Raw genomic sequence first — 15,491 nt, 5'->3', positions numbered from 1 at the left:
CTTTCATGGGCAAAAATCATGTTATAATAAGGCGTAAAAATCATAAGGTGGGTGATTCGATGAAGAAGGCGTTCACCCTTCTATTTATCTGCACTTTTCTTTTCATTTTTTATAATTATTTTCCTTTTTCCGGGGCTGAAAAGGTTAATTCCATAAAAGAAACGGGAATCAGCTTAAATCAAAAAATTCCCAAAGAAAATTTACCAAAAGATCTCAAAGTTGTATGTATCGGTGATTCTTTGACTCAAGGTGTCGGTGATAGTACGGGACGTGGAGGCTATTTGCCTTACCTTGAAGAAATGCTTGAAAAAGAGAAGTCCATTAACAAAGCAGAATTTTATAATTTTGGAGTAAGAGGCCTTAAAACGCCGCAGCTGTTGGAAAAGTTGGAAACATATAAAGTGAAGGAAGCAATAAAAGAGGCAGATATTGTTGTCATCACGATCGGCGGCAATGATGTCATGAATGTTGTTCGCAAAAATTTTTCAAATTTAAGGCTTCAAGATTTTGAAGGGGAAAAGAAATTATATGAAAAACGATTGAATAAGACGATTGAGAAGGTGAAAACGCTAAATCCTGACAGCACGGTTTTGCTTCTTGGACTGTACAATCCATTCTTTAAATGGTTTTCGGATATTAAAGAAATGAATCGAATTATTTCTGACTGGAACAACACGAGCAAATCGATTCTTTCAAAATATAAAAAAGCTTATTTTGTTGAGGTAGAAGATATTTTCATGGAATCGCGGGAGAATTTACTGTATAAGGATTATTTCCATCCAAATGATAAAGGGTATAAACTAATTGCAGAAAGAATGTTTGAGACCCTTAAAAGCCAAGGACTTGATAAGCTCACTGGAGAGCGGGTTACTGCTAGAAAAGAGGAGAATCAGGTTAGATGAAAAACAAGTGGAAAATATTATTTTTTCTTTTATTAGGGATTAATATAGCAGCCGCTGCTGTTGTATCTATTCTCATTAGCTTGCCACCAGATCATGAGGGCACAGAAATGGCAAGAGTGGATAATGGCGAGGATGTAAAGTTTGTCATTAATACGAATAAAGAAGATTTAAACAAAGTCATCAATCATTATCTTGAAAAAGAAGGGCTAACCGGTCCGATCAATTACAAGGTTTTGCTCAGGGATGAAGTAGAATTATACGGTACCATGCCTGTTTTCAGCCGTGATCTCAAGATGAAATTAACTTTTGAACCGGAAGCATTAGATAACGGTAATCTCGTCTTAAGGCAAAAATCAATTTCCATCGGCCAGCTGCAGCTTCCGGTTTCTTATGTGCTTAAATTTGTTCGTGACAGCTACCATCTGCCTGATTGGGTTACGATTGTTCCAAATGACGAAATGGTATATGTAGCCTTGCAAAAATTGAAGCTGAAAAGCGATGTTAAAGTGAAAGTAAATGAATTCGATCTAAAAAAAGACAAGATAAAATTCACCTTGTTAGTTCCAACTAAGTAAAAAAAGGGCCAGGCGCTTCCGGAAGTCTTACCGTATTGTGCCGGCCCTTTTTTATCTCGCATGAAAAGGAAGTAAACTCTCCACTGACGGATGTTTTATTTTATTATGCCCCGTGTATTCGCAGGCCTTTTGGATAGAAGTTCTTTAATGTTCCTTTTGCTTCCTTTCCCCAGCCAAGCGGAAAACCATCGATTGTAACAAGCATCCAGCCTCTATCTCCTTCACTTGAAAAAGTTTCTCCTTTTAAGTAACGAAGCCAGCTGTCATTTTCCGTTGTAAGAGAAAAAGTATGGACAGCCTCTTCTTTCTTTAGTGCTAGGGCGAGAGAATGGTTTGGTTCAAAACGGTTTTTCTTCAATTCCCCTAGGTGGAGGCCTGCACGAAGAACTTTTAAACCAGTTAAATCAAAGCAGTCTTCCGGAAGGGAATAAAGTTTTTGATTGAACAAAAATAAATTTTTGAAAGGGATTCGCGATAAACTTTCTTTCACAAACTTGAAGTAATCAGTCACCTGATTTTTTGTGACATTGCTAAGGGCTGGCTTTACACTTCCCGGATTTCCGGTCCCGTTTTTACGAAGCTTTGCTACAAAATGCCCTTCGCCTTTTAGGTGGTGCGGCCAAAGTCTTGCTGTCTTTGTTAATTCACTATTTTTCGATATTGACCATGCGGGATTTCCATTATCTACACACGGAGGTTTTTGTATATCCATTAATTCCATATCCGTATAATTTTCGATAAATTGTTCAATCGTTTGTTCATTTTCTTCGGGGGAAAACGTGCATGTTGAATATACGAGGATACCCCCTTCTTTTAGCATTTTATAAGCAGAGTCCAATATATATCTTTGCTGTAAAGCACAGGCTTCAACATGCTTTTCGCTCCAAAACTTAATTGCTTCCTCATCTTTACGGAACATTCCTTCGCCCGAACATGGGGCATCGACAAGAATCTTATCGAAGTAGCCAGGGAATCTTTCTGCCAGTTTCTCTGGAGTTTCATTGGTCACAACAGTATTTGTAATGCCGAGACGTTCAATATTTTCAGACAATGCTTTCGCGCGTTTAGGATGAATTTCATTAGCCAAAAGCAAACCCTCATTATTCATTAACCCGGCTAACTGGGTTGTTTTTCCGCCTGGAGCAGCACATAAATCAAGAACTTTTTCTGTCCCTTTAGGATCCAGCTGTTCGGCTACAAACATGGCACTTGGCTCTTGAATATAGTACAATCCTGCCGCATGAAACGGATGTTTTCCAGGCTGATCGAATTCAGGGTCATAAAAATAGCCGTTCTGGACAAAGGGAATTTTTTGCAGTGAAAAAGGAGAAAGACGTTCCCATTGTTCACAAGTTATTTTAATGGGGTTAATCCTTAATCCGCTGGCTTTTTCTTTCGTATATGTTTGAAAAAATGCCTGAGCTTCGTCTTCAAGAAGACTAAACATTTTTGCAATAAAATTTTCAGGTAAATTCACAAATAAGCTCCTTTCAAAAATATAGGCCATACTACATTTAGGTCTACATGAAAATATCTTCACGATTCTTCGCCGAAATGTCAAGGTGTGGTCTATATCTCTCAAAAACACGGTTAAAACTATTGTTAAGAGGTTTTTTTTGCATAGGCCTCCATTTTCTTATATGCTTATAAATACAAAGAGGTATGTTGATCAAAAAGAGGTGCATTTTGTTATGTCAGAAAAAAACTATGAGCTCGCAACGTTTGCCGGAGGGTGTTTTTGGTGCATGGTCAAGCCTTTTGATGAACAGCATGGTATTGTTAAAATCGTATCCGGATATACAGGCGGTGAGAAAGAAAATCCTACTTATGAAGAGGTTTGCTCAGGTACTACCGGACATTATGAGGCCGTTCAGATTACATTTGATCCGGAAGTTTTTCCATATGAAAAACTGCTTGAAATCTATTGGCAGCAAATTGATCCTACTGATCCGGGCGGCCAGTTTTATGACAGGGGAACATCATATCAGACTGCAATTTTTTATCACAATGACAAACAAAAGCAGTTAGCCGAGCAATCAAAACAGCAGCTTGCCGAAAGCGGCCGTTTTCACAAGCCGATTGTAACAAAAATCTTGCCTGCCAAGCCGTTCTATCCTGCTGAAGACTATCATCAAGATTTTTACAAAAAGAATCCGATCAGGTATGAAGCGTATAATAAAGCATCTGGAAGGGAAGATTTCATCAGAAAGCATTGGCGCGATAAGATGATTAATAAAGATCTAAATGAGCTAAAGAAGAAATTGACCCCGATCCAGTTTGAAGTTACACAGAACAACGGCACTGAGCCGCCATTCCATAATGAATACTGGAATGAAACAAGGGATGGAATTTATGTCGATATCGTATCAGGAAAGCCTTTGTTCAGTTCAAAGGATAAATATGATGCCGGTTGTGGATGGCCTAGTTTTACAAAACCGATCGATGAAGAAGAAATTGTGGAAAAACTGGATTTGAGCCATAATATGGTCCGGACAGAAGTGCGAAGCAAAAGCGCTGATTCTCATTTGGGCCATGTTTTCAATGACGGGCCTGGACCGTCCGGCTTGCGATACTGCATTAATTCTGCGGCTTTAAAGTTTATCCCTAAGGAAAAATTGGTAGAAGAAGGATATGGCGAATATTTGTCTTTATTTGAGGATGAAAAATAATGCAGGTTGAAATAATGAGAAAGAGCCGCCTTTTTTGGCGGCTTTTACAATTCCCCAACTTGATTTCCTCTTTTTGATGTCATGCCCCCGGAAAGGATAAACTTCATAGCATCTTCAGGCTTTACGTCTATAATTTCAATCTGTTCTTTCGGAATTAAGAAGGTCATTCCCGCGAATTGAAAAGTTTGCGGTATATAAACGGCTGTGTAATCTTTTAAAGGGTTATAGAAAGTTTCAAGGTTTTCAGCGGTAATAAACCCAATGCTTTTCATTTCCGTTCCGGGAATTGTTACAAGTGCAACTTTTGAAAAAGATTTCTTTTCGCCAAGAAAAGAGTGGATTGTATCTTTAATAACGGAATAAATTGTCTTCACCACCGGGATTTTTTCAAGAAGGCGGTCGATCAATTTGATGATTGTTCCCGTCAAAAATTTCGTAGACAGCCAGCCTAATATTGTAATTAAAGCAAGTGTTGCGAGCAGGCCGATTCCGGGAATGTAGTCGTCTTTCAAATATGGTTTCAGAACGTTCCCGAGCAGGCTGTCTAAAAAAAGAAATGTTTTAAAGACAACATAAATGACAAGGATAATTGGAACGATTGTTAATATCCCGTTAATAAAATTGCGAAAAATGCTCTTCATAGCTTTCTATCTCCTGTTTTCATTGTATCGATAATTAGATTTATACACTGTTTTTCTGGCAATATCAAATATTTATTTGATGGAAAGCAAAAAAGGAATCCTTCTAAAAAGGCTCCCTTTGCATCTTAAATGATCTCCTGTACATTTTTTATTTCTTTGCGACAATAATAGAAGAAATTTTCACATCTGTTTTCTCAGTAACATGATTTAACGATTTTTCTCCTGTTACGACAAATTTGACACGGTGTTTCCCTTCATCTAACCCGCTTGCGATATATAAATGTCTTATTTGATCAACAGGCCACCATGTAGAAATGGTTGTATAATACTGATCATCAAGAAACACATTCATTAATCCTCCGTGTTTATTTCGAAGGACGTTGACTCCAAGAAACGGTCCGGTAAACTCATATTCCAAAAAATTATGTTTACCAGTGCTGATCATGAACCCTTGATGACAATAAAACCCTTTATTTTCTTTGAAAGAACTTTTATTTTGAAATTTTACATCGGAATTTTCATATAAAGGTGGAGGCATTGCCGTTTTTACTGCTTTTTTATAAATGTTTTTTTTCAGCGTTTTCAGTACTTCTTTTGCATAAAGCTTATATCCTTTTCCGTTTGGATGGATGAAATCGGCCGTTAATTCTCCGGTTGAGAGTTTTGATTGGTGGAACGGCACTCTCATATCAATGTTGACCGCACCATAATAATTAGATATTCTTTTGATCTCTTTAGCAAACGATTCAACGTTTAAACAGCTTTCGGTGAATGTAAAAATTTCTGCAGAAGGATAGCGCTTTTTTACTTGCCTGACCAGCTTTTCATAAAAGTATGCAAATTGGCCGGAATTCATATATTTGCGATCATTTTCACCAAATACGATAAAAATGAAATCCATTTGTTTCGGAAGATTTGCTTCTTGGAACTTATAAATTCCTTCAAAAGCAGTAGCTCCGCTTTGTACAACAGAATATCTCTTAGCTGTGCTTCCGTATTGATTTTTGATAAATCCCTCAAGTTGATGAAACCAGGTTTTACTTTTATCTTCAGCACCGGAACCTTTTCCAATACTGTCCCCTACAATTAGATATTGGAAGGATTTCCTATTAGAAAGTTTGTCAAATAAGTTTATGTTCTTAGTATGTTCAGCTTTCGTCAGATATTCTGCCAGATACAAGATAGAAAACAGAACAATCAGTGACCCGAGAGCAAAACTTATCTTTGTTTTCATCTATGCAGCAGCCCCTTGTTAAAAACAGACCATCTTCACTTTGAATCAAATATATCTTAAAACAATATTGCGAAAAAGATTCATTTTCTTGAACTGGTAAAAAAAGAGATATTGTTTCTATATAGTGAAGCCTAATTTTTAAAAAAAAATTGGGCGAATAACATATGCAGGTCAAGTACTTAATTCATATTGTAAGAAGGAATTGCTAACACAAAAAAGGAGTGATGTCCATGTATTACGGTTATGATAGCTGTGGTTACACTTCACCTGTTGCAATAGAACCTGCCTACTGCTACCCTGTTGCAGGTGCTGGATTCCATAATTCGTTTGCGTTAATCGTTGTGTTGTTCATTCTTTTAATAATCATCGGCGCCAGTTGTTTTGGAAGGTGTTAAATAATTTGGAAAGAAAAAGGATTGTCTCATTTTATTCGAGACATCCTTTTTTCATTTGTGAAAAGTCTGATTTTTTGGGAAATAATTAAAAAACGAACATTAAAACCTAAAAAAACAAAAATAGTTCGTAAAAAAACATTGACTGGGATAATGTATTCTGATATAGTAACAAATGGTAAAGGAAAAACCGAAAATAAAGGAACACTTGGGGGTTAAAACCTGTGAAAGCTAATTATGATGTGATCGTTGTCGGCGCAGGTCCGGCTGGAATTTTTACATGTTATGAACTGACTTTAAAAATGCCTGAAGCAAAAGTTCTGCTTGTTGATAAAGGACATGATATATATAGGAGAAATTGCCCGATCCTTCAAAGGAAAATTGAAAAATGCCCGCCGCCGGCCGGAAAGAAAGACTTTGCAGGATGTTTGCCTGCATGTTCAATTACAAATGGTTTCGGGGGAGCAGGTGCATACTCTGACGGAAAATTCAACATTACAAGCGAATTCGGCGGCTGGATGACCGACTATCTTCCTGAATCTAAAGTAGTTGAGTTAATAAAATATGTTGATGAAATCAATCTACAGCACGGTGCCACAACAAACATTACCGATCCTATGACTGATAAAGTAAGAGAAATTGAGCGCCGTGCCTATGCAGCCGGTTTAAAACTGTTAAGAGCACAAGTGCGCCATTTAGGAACGGAACATAACCTGGAGATTTTAAAAAGCATCTTTGAATACTTAAAAGAAAAAGTTGATATGGCATTTAAAACAGAGGTAGAGGATCTATTAACCGAGAAAACGGCGGAAGGCTGGAAGGTCAACGGAATCCAGCTTAGAAATGGCGATAAGATTTCCGCAGAAAAAGTAGTCATTGCCCCGGGGCGTGACGGTTCCAAATGGCTGTCCCAATTGTTAAAATCACGCCGGCTGAAAATGACCAACAACCAAGTAGACATTGGGGTCCGGGTAGAGACCTCTGATATCGTAATGGAAGAGATTAACGAGCACTTGTATGAAGGAAAATTTGTATTTAATACATCGGTTGGTACAAAAGTACGGACCTTCTGCAGCAATCCTTCCGGCCATGTAGTAGTAGAGAACCATTCCGGAACGATGCTCGCAAATGGCCACGCTTTTAGAGACCCGAAATTAGGAAGCAAGAATACGAATTTTGCTCTTCTTGTTTCTCATACATTTTCTGAACCATTTGATAAGCCTAATGAATACGCTCATGAAATTTCCCGATTGGCAAACAGCTTATCAAACGGTGGAATTATCGTTCAAAAGTACGGGGATCTTTTAAAAGGAAGAAGATCAACAGAGAAAAGAATAAAAGAAGGATTCATTGAACCTACGTTAAAAGAAGCTGTTCCTGGCGACCTTGGCCTTGTTTTGCCGTATAACACGCTAAAAAGTTTGATCGAAATGACAGAAGCATTAAACCACGTTACCCCAGGTATCGCTTCTGAACATACTTTATTTTATGGTGTAGAAGCGAAATTTTACTCGGCTCGTCCGAAATTAAACGACAGGTTTGAAACAGAAATAAGCGGCCTATATGTTGGAGGAGACGGTGCAGGGATTACGAGAGGGCTGGCGCAGGCAAGTGCATGTGGTGTCTGGATTGCCCGGGATATAATTGAAAAAATGAAGCAATCAGGACGCAAAGAGCCGACATTCGCATAATAGAACAATTTAAGAGGTCACTCCCATAATGAATGGGAGTGATTATTACATTATAATTAATGAGCAAGATTTTGAAATAACATAAGACTTTCTGGAAGAGACATTAAAGTTTTTCCCGTTTTTCCTAAATATTTTGTTTCCGTTTCAATGGTTATAAAAGACAAGGACCAGTAGTAGGGATGATTTCAGTGGACGTAACTATGAACACTCGCAGAAATTTTTGAGGGGGGTTAAAGCTGAAGGTGAATTTTTAATTTTGCAAGATCCCTTTCATTTCTCGCGGCCTTTTCCCAAATATGATCCTGGTCGGCTTGCATATCTTTTAGCTTTGCCATAATTTCATCTCGCATCGCTTTTTGGCCGTCCTCCAGCTTGTCAAGCCTTTTTTCCAGCTTGTCGAGCCTGTTCTCCACTCTGTCCAGCTTTTCGCCCATTTGATTTTGTTTATCATTGATGTTTCCGACCATGGAAATTAATGTGGAAAACATTTCTTCCATTTTATCCAAACGATCTTGTGCCATCTTTTTCACCTCCCTATAAGGTAGTATAACTCATTTCAAGTTCTTAAGAAATGTATTTCCGTTATTGGAGTTAAGAATCTTGTATTAATTGGCATTCCTAAAAACAAATATCCTATTTATTGACCAAATATCAGTAAACACGTGCTGAACGAGAGTAAACGCGAGCTGAACGGGAGTAAAGGCGGTTCGAACGGGAGTAAACACGTCTTGAACGGGAGTAAGCACCGCTGAACAAGAGAAAAGTTATCCTATAGTAAAGCGTTAACGCGTTAATACAACGTAAGTAAAACCCTCAATACGTTAAAGCGTTAAACAGCCATCTTTTCAGTGGCTGTTTTTTTATTCTTTATGAAAGATTCGTTCTTTTATTTCATACAATTTAATAATTGTCCAGAAAAAATGCCAGTAATGAGGTGAAAGGACATGGATCCGTCTTTTTTAATTAAGCCTTCTTTGGATGCACAATATCCTCTGATTGATTATGGCAAAGGTGTGTTTTTATATGATAAGCAAGGAAAAAAATATTTAGATGCGTGCTCAGGAGCTATCACCGCCAATATTGGCCATGGAGTGGAAGAAATTATCGAGGCGATGAACGAACAAGCGAAAAAGGTTTCATTCGTCTATCGGTCCCAATTTACGAGTGAAGCAGCCGAAAATTTAGCAAGGAAGATTGCCGAAAACTCCATTGGCGACTTGAAATGGTGTTTTTTTGTGAACAGCGGTTCCGAAGCAACTGAAACAGCAATGAAAATTGCGATCCAATATTGGCAGGAAAAAGGGAAACAGACAAAAACAAAAGTATTGTCCAGATGGCTAAGTTACCATGGGATTACCCTCGGTGCACTATCGATGTCGGGACATACCGCCAGAAGGGCGAGGTTCGTTCCGCTGCTCGAGGATTTTCCAACGATTCATCCTCCGTATTGCTACCGGTGCCCTTATAATTTGACTGCCCCAGAATGCGGTTATTTATGTGCAAAAGAGCTTGAAACTGCCATTCGCCGAATTGGTGCTGATCATATCGCAGCATTTATTGCAGAGCCTGTTATTGGAGCGGCTGGCGGTGCAATTTCCCCTCCTGAAGGCTATTACAAAGTGATCAAAGAAATTTGTGAGAAAAACGATATTCTTTTTATTGCAGATGAAGTGATGACCGGGTTTGGAAGAACGGGAAAAATGTTTGCCTGTGAACATTGGGGCATTATTCCGGATTTGATCGCCTTGGGGAAAGGGATGGGAGCCGGGTACACTCCTATCGCAGCAGCGCTCGTGAGTGAAAAAATAATCAAAACAATTGTAAACGGTTCCAAAATGATTATGAGCGGTCACACGTTAAGCGCCAACCCCCACTCTTGTGCAGTGTCGCTTTCAGTTCTTGAATATATAGAAAAAAACAAATTGATCGAAGGTGTAGAACAGAAAAGCATCTACTTATTTAAAAAGCTGAAAAAACTTCAAAATAAATATCCCTTCATTGGAGACGTTCGCGGAAAAGGCTTATTAATAGGCCTTGAATTTGTCCAAGATTCACAAAAAACTCCTTTTCCGCGAACCACCAGACTGATACAGTCGCTGATCGAAATAGCTCAGGAGCATGGTCTGCTGCTGTATCCAGCTGCTGCAGGGACGGATGGAATAAATGGAGATGCCATACTGATTGCTCCGCCACTTACGATTACAAAGCAAGAAATCGATGAATTGGTCAGCCTTCTTCAAACTTCTCTTGAGCTTTTGGACCAAGAAGTTCTGGAACCGAGGAAGGAAGGTGGCGTGTAAATGGAAAACCCTTTCGGTAAAATTACGACTCTTGAAAAAGTTTTAGAGTATTTTTATGATGGTATGACCGTCATGTTCGGCGGTTTCGGCGGGGTCGGCACGCCGCCGACACTAATTGATGGACTTCTTGATAAAGGAGTTAAGGACTTAACATTAATCGGGAATGATACAGGATTTCCCCATATCGGCATCGGAAAAATCATTAGCAACGGACGTGCAAGGAAAGTGATTGCATCTCATATAGGTTCGAATCCAATTGCTGGCAATATGATGAATGCAGGAGAATTGGAAGTAGAATTTTCACCACAAGGAACGCTAGCCGAAAGGATTCGTGCCGGCGGAGTAGGACTTGCGGGAGTTTTAACCGATATAGGTATGGATAATGAGCTGGTTACAAAAGACAAAGAAAAGGTCCTGATAAATGGAAAGAAATTTTTGGTAGAAACTGCGTTAACAGCTGATGTATCAATTGTTTTTGCCAAAAAAGCAGATCCTTACGGAAATTTAATTTATGACAAAAGTGCAAGAAACACAAATCCATTAGTAGCAATGGCCGGAGATATCACAATCGTTGAGGCGGAAGAAATCGTCCCATTAGGGAGTCTTAATCCGGAAGAAATTATTACGCCGGGTGTGTTTGTCGATATTATCATACCTTCCGGAGGAGTGAATTGGAAATGGGCATGGGAATAGACATAAGAAACCGGATTGCAAAAAGGGCAGCAAAGGAAATAAAAAACGGGATGGTTGTAAACCTCGGGATTGGCATTCCATCTCTAATTCCTGATCATTTGCCGGATGGCATAAACGTCATGTTTCATGCAGAAAACGGAATTGTCGGGATGGGTCCAAGCCCGAAAACCGGAATGGAAGATGAAAATTTATGCAACGCCGGAGGGTTTCCCGTTTCAATTATCTCAGGTGCATCCTATTGTGACAGCGCGACTGCCTTTGGAATGATCAGGAGAGGAAGAATTGATATGACTGTTCTTGGGGCGCTGCAGGTGAGCAGCAAGGGTGATCTGGCGAATTGGATTGTACCTTGGAAAAAGGTTCCGGGAATGGGTGGAGCAATGGATCTTGCGCAAAAAGCAAAAAAAGTCATCGTCGTGATGAATCATAATGATAAGAACGGACAGCCCAAAATTGTGGAAACATGTACACTTCCATTAACCTCCAGGCGGTGCATCGATTTGATTATTACAGACATAGCAGTATTTCAAGTAAAAAAAGAACATTTGCTTCTAACAGAAATTTTTTCTCCTTTTACAATTGACGATGTTCAACGCAAAACAGGCTGTATGTTCAAAATCAGTGAGGATCTCATACAAATTAGCTGATTTTTTCATTCCATGAAGAGAGGAAGGCAAATATGGAAGAGAAGATAAAGCTGTGGTTAAAAGAAAATAAAGTCAAAGGCATCAAGCTACTGCAAAAACTTGTACAGGAAGACAGCATGAGAGGAAATGAAAGTCGTGCGCAAGCCGTCATCATTGAAAAATGCCGGCGGATCGGTTTATCGCTTGATATATGGGAAATTGGCGAAGAGAGTTTGTTGAACCATCCCGATTTTTGCTCAGACCGAAAGGACTTTTCGGGAAATCCAAATGTAGTTGGCGTTTTAAAAGGGAGCGGTGGAGGAAAGTCAATAATTTTGAACGGCCATATCGACGTTGTGCCACCGGGAGAACGGAAGGATTGGCAAGATGACCCCTTTAGCGGGCGAATTGAACAGGGAAAGCTTTATGGCAGGGGATCAACCGATATGAAAGGCGGCACTGTCGCCATGCTGCTTGCAATAGAGGCCATTATTTCTTCGGGAATAAAGTTAAAAGGAGATATTATTTTTCAAAGTGTCATTGAAGAAGAAAGCGGGGGAGCGGGCACACTTGCTGCCGTTTTGCGGGGATATAAAGCAGATGGCGCGATTATTCCTGAGCCGACAAACATGAAACTGTTTCCTAAACAACAGGGATCGATGTGGTTCCGCATTTCAGTAAAAGGGAAGTCTGCACACGGCGGAACGAAATATGAAGGTGTCAATGCGATAGAAAAATCGATGAAAGTAATCAAAAAGCTGGAGGAACTTGAGACAAAGAGAAATAGACGAATAACCGATCCTCTTTACAAAAATATTCCAATCCCTATCCCGATTAATATAGGAAAGATCCATGGCGGAGAGTGGCCGTCATCTGTCCCCGATCTTGCGGTTCTAGAGGGAAGAATGGGGATTGCACCAGACGAAACGATAGAAGATGCCAAAAAGGAAATGATGGCATGTCTTGAAGAATTGGCTGAAAAAGATTCATGGTTTGCTGATTATCCATTAATCGTTGAATGGTTTGGAGGCCGGTGGCTGCCAGGGAATTTGGAAGCTGATCATCCGCTTATTTCAGTCATCTCTGAAAGCTTTGAGAGTGTAAAAAAAGAAAAACCGGTGATTGAAGCTTCACCTTGGGCAACAGACGGAGGCATTCTATCAAATATCGGCAAAACACCGGTCGTTGTTTTTGGTCCGGGAGTGACAAAGGCAGCGCATGACGTAAATGAATACATTGTTTTAGAAGACATGTTTGAAGCTTCAGAAATCATTGCCTTAACGCTGCTTAAATGGTGTGAACTCAGCTAAGAAAAACGTAGAGGCGATTGCACCCGGAAATGAGGTCTTATTTCCAAGGTAAAGCTTTTTAAAAAGGGGTGCCGACATGAACGATTTGTCCAATGTTTTAAGGGTAAACGGCAAAAATTATGCCCTTGAAGTGTTTGTTGACCCATATAACAAACGGCTTAGAGTGGATGATTATGCAGGAAATATTAATGAAGTTCTTCAAAAAGCTGAAACACTTTCAGCGGAAAATAAGGCAGAAAAATTGATTATTAAAGGAAGAAGAGAAGATTTTACACTATTGCTAAAATCTTGCTTTCAATTTGAAGCTGTTATTGACCATTACTTTCTCGGTTCTGATGCATATGTTTTTGCAAAATATTATACGAATGAACGGAAAAAATCAGACCATTGGATAACAGAAGATCAAATCATCCATCGTGTTACATCTTTGGGACGGCAGGAGAAGAATGGGATGCCTCCAAAGGAATATGTCCTTTTAAAAGCCGAAGAAACCGATGCAAATGAACTGGCGGAACTTTATAAAGATGTATTCGAAGTATACCCTACACCATTATGCGACCCTGAATATATTAAGAAAACAATGAGAGATGGTACGGTGTATTTTTGCTTTCGCTTCCAAGGAAAAATTGTCAGTGCTGCTTCAGCTGAAGTCCAAACTTTTTACAAAAATGCGGAATTAACGGATTGTGCTACGCTTAAAGAGCATCGCAAACACGGGTTAATGAAAGTCCTGCTTCAAAGACTTGAAGAAGAGCTGAAATTAAACGGGATATTCCACGTCTATACCATTGCAAGGGCACTTTCATTCGGAATGAATGCTGTATTTCACCAGCTTGGATATAAGTATACAGGAAGGCTCATGAACAATTGTTATATTTTCAATAAGCTGGAAGACATGAATATCTGGTGCAAAAATTTATCTATTTCGTAAATTGCTGAATTTTCGGCATCAACATGACTAATGTTCGGCACTGTCTCATATGTATGTATTGGGATGGTGAAGAAATTGCACAAAATAAATATGACGAAAGAAGTACTAGGGGCGATCTTAAAAAGCATCGATGAAGGGATACATGTTGTCAATATTGATGGAATAACGATCTTTTACAATGAGGTGGCGGCAAAGCATGACGGTCTTGAAGTTGAAGAAGTCATTGGCAAGCCTCTGCTTGATATTTTTCCATCTTTAAATGAAAAAACAAGTACATTGTTGAAAGTAACAAAAACAAAGAAACCAATCTATAATCAGACTCAAAGTTATGTAAATATGCATGGAAAAAGAATTGAAACCATCAATACGACATTGCCCATCATTGTGGATGGAAAAACGATTGGCGCCGTTGAAATTGCAAAAGACTACTCAAGATTAAAGCTATTGTCAGAACGGCTCCTTGATTTGCAAAAGGAGATAAAAAGACCAGCAGAAAACAAGCAAGAAAAAAAGACTGTTAAGTTTACTTTTGAAAATTTACTGACGAAAAACCCCGATTTTCAAAAAGTAAAAGACGCAGCATTAAAACTGGCAAGTTCGGACTCTCCAATTCTTGTGTACGGCGAAAGCGGCACTGGAAAAGAATTGTTTGTCCAAGGCATTCATTATGCTTCAAGGCGCGCAAGTATGCCCTTTATCGCCCAGAACTGTGCCGCCATTCCTGAAACACTGCTCGAAAGCATGTTATTCGGCACAGCAAAAGGCAGTTATACGGGGGCTGTTGATAGACCAGGTCTATTTGAGTTGGCCGACAAGGGTACATTATTCCTTGATGAAATTCATACAATGCCAATCGAACTCCAAGCGAAACTTCTCCGAGTGCTTGAAGAAGGTTCGGTGAGGAGGGTCGGAGGGGCAAACAATATATCAGTTGATACAAGAGTTATAGCTGCCATGAATATCCATCCACAACTTGCTGTGGAAAAAGAAAAACTTCGCTCTGATCTATTCTACAGGTTAAATGTGCTGGCCTTTGAGCTTCTTCCATTAAGGGAAAGACCGGAGGATATCATGTATTTAACAAGGCACTTTATCGAAACCTTTAATAATATGATGAATAAAGCGGTAAAAGGTGTCGATGAGGAAGTATCAAAGCTGTTTACCTCATACAGATGGCCTGGAAATGTACGGGAATTGAAACATACCGTTGAATATATGATGAATATTTGTGAAGGAGAATATCTTACCAAAAATGAATTTCCCATTATGCTAAAACAGCAGCTTATTAAGCTCAACGATCATTCTTTTGATAAAGGGTATTCTTTACGTGAAAATGTAAAACATCTGGAAATTCGTCTTGTAAAAAAAGCGATGGCCGAAACAGCAGGAAATATAAATCAGGCTGCTCGATTGCTTGGTATTCCCAGGCAGACATTACAATATAAACTGCAAAAATATTCACTTACAAGTGCTGAATAATCGGCACTTTTTTTGTGGGGTATTCCCCAAACCGCTGATCATGAAGCC

15 protein-coding genes and 1 pseudogene are annotated in these 15,491 nt (G+C 39.2%); 12 read left to right on the top strand and 4 right to left on the bottom strand.

Going from position 1 to position 15,491, the window contains the following annotated elements:
* Positions 1 to 59 precede the first annotated feature (59 nt).
* Positions 60 to 902 (top strand): SGNH/GDSL hydrolase family protein, encoded by an 843-nt coding sequence (locus tag BMMGA3_RS09790; protein WP_004435022.1) that lies wholly within the window; start codon positions 60 to 62, stop codon positions 900 to 902.
* Positions 899 to 1,477, top strand: a complete 579-nt coding sequence (locus BMMGA3_RS09785; protein WP_004435020.1) for a YpmS family protein — start codon at positions 899 to 901, stop codon at positions 1,475 to 1,477. The genes BMMGA3_RS09790 and BMMGA3_RS09785 overlap by 4 nt, the downstream gene beginning before the upstream one ends.
* 103 nt (positions 1,478 to 1,580) lie before the next feature.
* Here BMMGA3_RS09785 and BMMGA3_RS09780 read toward each other — a convergent pair whose 3' ends face one another.
* Positions 1,581 to 2,954, bottom strand: coding sequence for an RsmF rRNA methyltransferase first C-terminal domain-containing protein (locus BMMGA3_RS09780; protein WP_004435019.1), 1,374 nt, complete (start codon positions 2,952 to 2,954; stop codon positions 1,581 to 1,583).
* A 214-nt stretch (positions 2,955 to 3,168) separates the two neighbouring features.
* On the opposite strand from BMMGA3_RS09780, the pseudogene msrA reads away from it, so the two are divergent.
* Both msrA and msrB read left to right on the top strand, forming a co-directional pair.
* Positions 3,169 to 3,702, top strand: a pseudogene (gene msrA / locus BMMGA3_RS18440) (peptide-methionine (S)-S-oxide reductase MsrA); the annotation flags it as partial.
* Entirely contained in the window at positions 3,703 to 4,146 is a 444-nt protein-coding gene (msrB, locus tag BMMGA3_RS18435) for a peptide-methionine (R)-S-oxide reductase MsrB (RefSeq protein ID WP_237712857.1), read from the top strand.
* 44 nt (positions 4,147 to 4,190) lie between these two features.
* Here msrB and BMMGA3_RS09770 read toward each other — a convergent pair whose 3' ends face one another.
* Together BMMGA3_RS09770 and BMMGA3_RS09765 are read right to left on the bottom strand one after the other, a co-directional pair.
* Complete coding sequence (locus tag BMMGA3_RS09770; protein ID WP_004435015.1) at positions 4,191 to 4,787, bottom strand: DUF502 domain-containing protein; 597 nt, start codon at positions 4,785 to 4,787, stop codon at positions 4,191 to 4,193.
* Positions 4,788 to 4,935: 148 nt separating this feature from the next.
* Positions 4,936 to 6,021, bottom strand: coding sequence for an SGNH/GDSL hydrolase family protein (locus BMMGA3_RS09765; protein WP_004435013.1), 1,086 nt, complete (start codon positions 6,019 to 6,021; stop codon positions 4,936 to 4,938).
* Positions 6,022 to 6,296: 275 nt separating this feature from the next.
* Between BMMGA3_RS09765 and BMMGA3_RS17410 the strand changes: the two genes are divergently transcribed.
* Both BMMGA3_RS17410 and BMMGA3_RS09755 read left to right on the top strand, forming a co-directional pair.
* Positions 6,297 to 6,416: a YjcZ family sporulation protein gene (locus BMMGA3_RS17410; protein ID WP_155815578.1), complete on the top strand. Its 120-nt coding sequence runs from the start codon at positions 6,297 to 6,299 to the stop codon at positions 6,414 to 6,416.
* 221 nt (positions 6,417 to 6,637) lie between these two features.
* Complete coding sequence (locus BMMGA3_RS09755; RefSeq protein WP_004435009.1) at positions 6,638 to 8,104, top strand: NAD(P)/FAD-dependent oxidoreductase; 1,467 nt, start codon at positions 6,638 to 6,640, stop codon at positions 8,102 to 8,104.
* A 230-nt stretch (positions 8,105 to 8,334) separates the two neighbouring features.
* On the opposite strand, the gene BMMGA3_RS09750 is transcribed toward BMMGA3_RS09755, so the two are convergent.
* Positions 8,335 to 8,625 carry a hypothetical protein gene (locus BMMGA3_RS09750; RefSeq protein WP_004435008.1) on the bottom strand — a complete coding sequence of 97 codons (291 nt, stop codon included), beginning with the start codon at positions 8,623 to 8,625 and terminating at the stop codon, positions 8,335 to 8,337.
* A 423-nt stretch (positions 8,626 to 9,048) separates the two neighbouring features.
* Here BMMGA3_RS09750 and BMMGA3_RS09745 point away from each other — a divergent pair, with 423 nt between their 5' ends.
* From BMMGA3_RS09745 to BMMGA3_RS09720, 6 genes are all read left to right on the top strand, one after another.
* Entirely contained in the window at positions 9,049 to 10,404 is a 1,356-nt protein-coding gene (locus BMMGA3_RS09745) for an aspartate aminotransferase family protein (protein ID WP_038502195.1), read from the top strand.
* Positions 10,405 to 11,097: a CoA transferase subunit A gene (locus tag BMMGA3_RS09740; protein WP_004435003.1), complete on the top strand. Its 693-nt coding sequence runs from the start codon at positions 10,405 to 10,407 to the stop codon at positions 11,095 to 11,097.
* Positions 11,082 to 11,744 (top strand): 3-oxoacid CoA-transferase subunit B, encoded by a 663-nt coding sequence (locus tag BMMGA3_RS09735; protein ID WP_004435001.1) that lies wholly within the window; start codon positions 11,082 to 11,084, stop codon positions 11,742 to 11,744. Before BMMGA3_RS09740 ends, BMMGA3_RS09735 begins: the two co-directional genes overlap by 16 nt.
* 32 nt (positions 11,745 to 11,776) lie before the next feature.
* A complete protein-coding gene (locus BMMGA3_RS09730; RefSeq protein WP_004434999.1) occupies positions 11,777 to 13,033 on the top strand; it encodes a peptidase in 1,257 nt (418 codons plus the stop codon).
* Between the two features lie 76 nt (positions 13,034 to 13,109).
* Complete coding sequence (gene ablB, locus BMMGA3_RS09725) at positions 13,110 to 13,964, top strand: putative beta-lysine N-acetyltransferase (RefSeq protein WP_004434997.1); 855 nt, start codon at positions 13,110 to 13,112, stop codon at positions 13,962 to 13,964.
* 90 nt (positions 13,965 to 14,054) lie between these two features.
* Positions 14,055 to 15,443, top strand: coding sequence for a sigma-54 interaction domain-containing protein (locus BMMGA3_RS09720; protein ID WP_237712856.1), 1,389 nt, complete (start codon positions 14,055 to 14,057; stop codon positions 15,441 to 15,443).
* Positions 15,444 to 15,491: the final 48 nt, after the last annotated feature.

The organism is Bacillus methanolicus MGA3 (assembly GCF_000724485.1).
Lineage (GTDB): Bacteria > Bacillota > Bacilli > Bacillales > Cytobacillaceae > Bacillus_Z > Bacillus_Z methanolicus_A.
Note: the sequence above shows the minus strand (reverse complement) of the source record. Positions and strands in the feature narration are given on the sequence as shown.

Coding starts and splice junctions, on each gene's coding strand:
- BMMGA3_RS09790 (WP_004435022.1), top strand. CDS start 60: ATGAAGAAGGCGTTCACCCTTCTATTTATCTGCACTTTTCTTTTCATT.
- BMMGA3_RS09785 (WP_004435020.1), top strand. CDS start 899: ATGAAAAACAAGTGGAAAATATTATTTTTTCTTTTATTAGGGATTAAT.
- msrB (WP_237712857.1), top strand. CDS start 3,703: ATGATTAATAAAGATCTAAATGAGCTAAAGAAGAAATTGACCCCGATC.
- BMMGA3_RS09770 (WP_004435015.1), bottom strand. CDS start 4,787: ATGAAGAGCATTTTTCGCAATTTTATTAACGGGATATTAACAATCGTT.
- BMMGA3_RS09765 (WP_004435013.1), bottom strand. CDS start 6,021: ATGAAAACAAAGATAAGTTTTGCTCTCGGGTCACTGATTGTTCTGTTT.
- BMMGA3_RS09750 (WP_004435008.1), bottom strand. CDS start 8,625: ATGGCACAAGATCGTTTGGATAAAATGGAAGAAATGTTTTCCACATTA.
- BMMGA3_RS09745 (WP_038502195.1), top strand. CDS start 9,049: ATGGATCCGTCTTTTTTAATTAAGCCTTCTTTGGATGCACAATATCCT.
- BMMGA3_RS09740 (WP_004435003.1), top strand. CDS start 10,405: ATGGAAAACCCTTTCGGTAAAATTACGACTCTTGAAAAAGTTTTAGAG.
- BMMGA3_RS09735 (WP_004435001.1), top strand. CDS start 11,082: ATGGGCATGGGAATAGACATAAGAAACCGGATTGCAAAAAGGGCAGCA.
- BMMGA3_RS09730 (WP_004434999.1), top strand. CDS start 11,777: ATGGAAGAGAAGATAAAGCTGTGGTTAAAAGAAAATAAAGTCAAAGGC.
- ablB (WP_004434997.1), top strand. CDS start 13,110: ATGAACGATTTGTCCAATGTTTTAAGGGTAAACGGCAAAAATTATGCC.
- BMMGA3_RS09720 (WP_237712856.1), top strand. CDS start 14,055: ATGACGAAAGAAGTACTAGGGGCGATCTTAAAAAGCATCGATGAAGGG.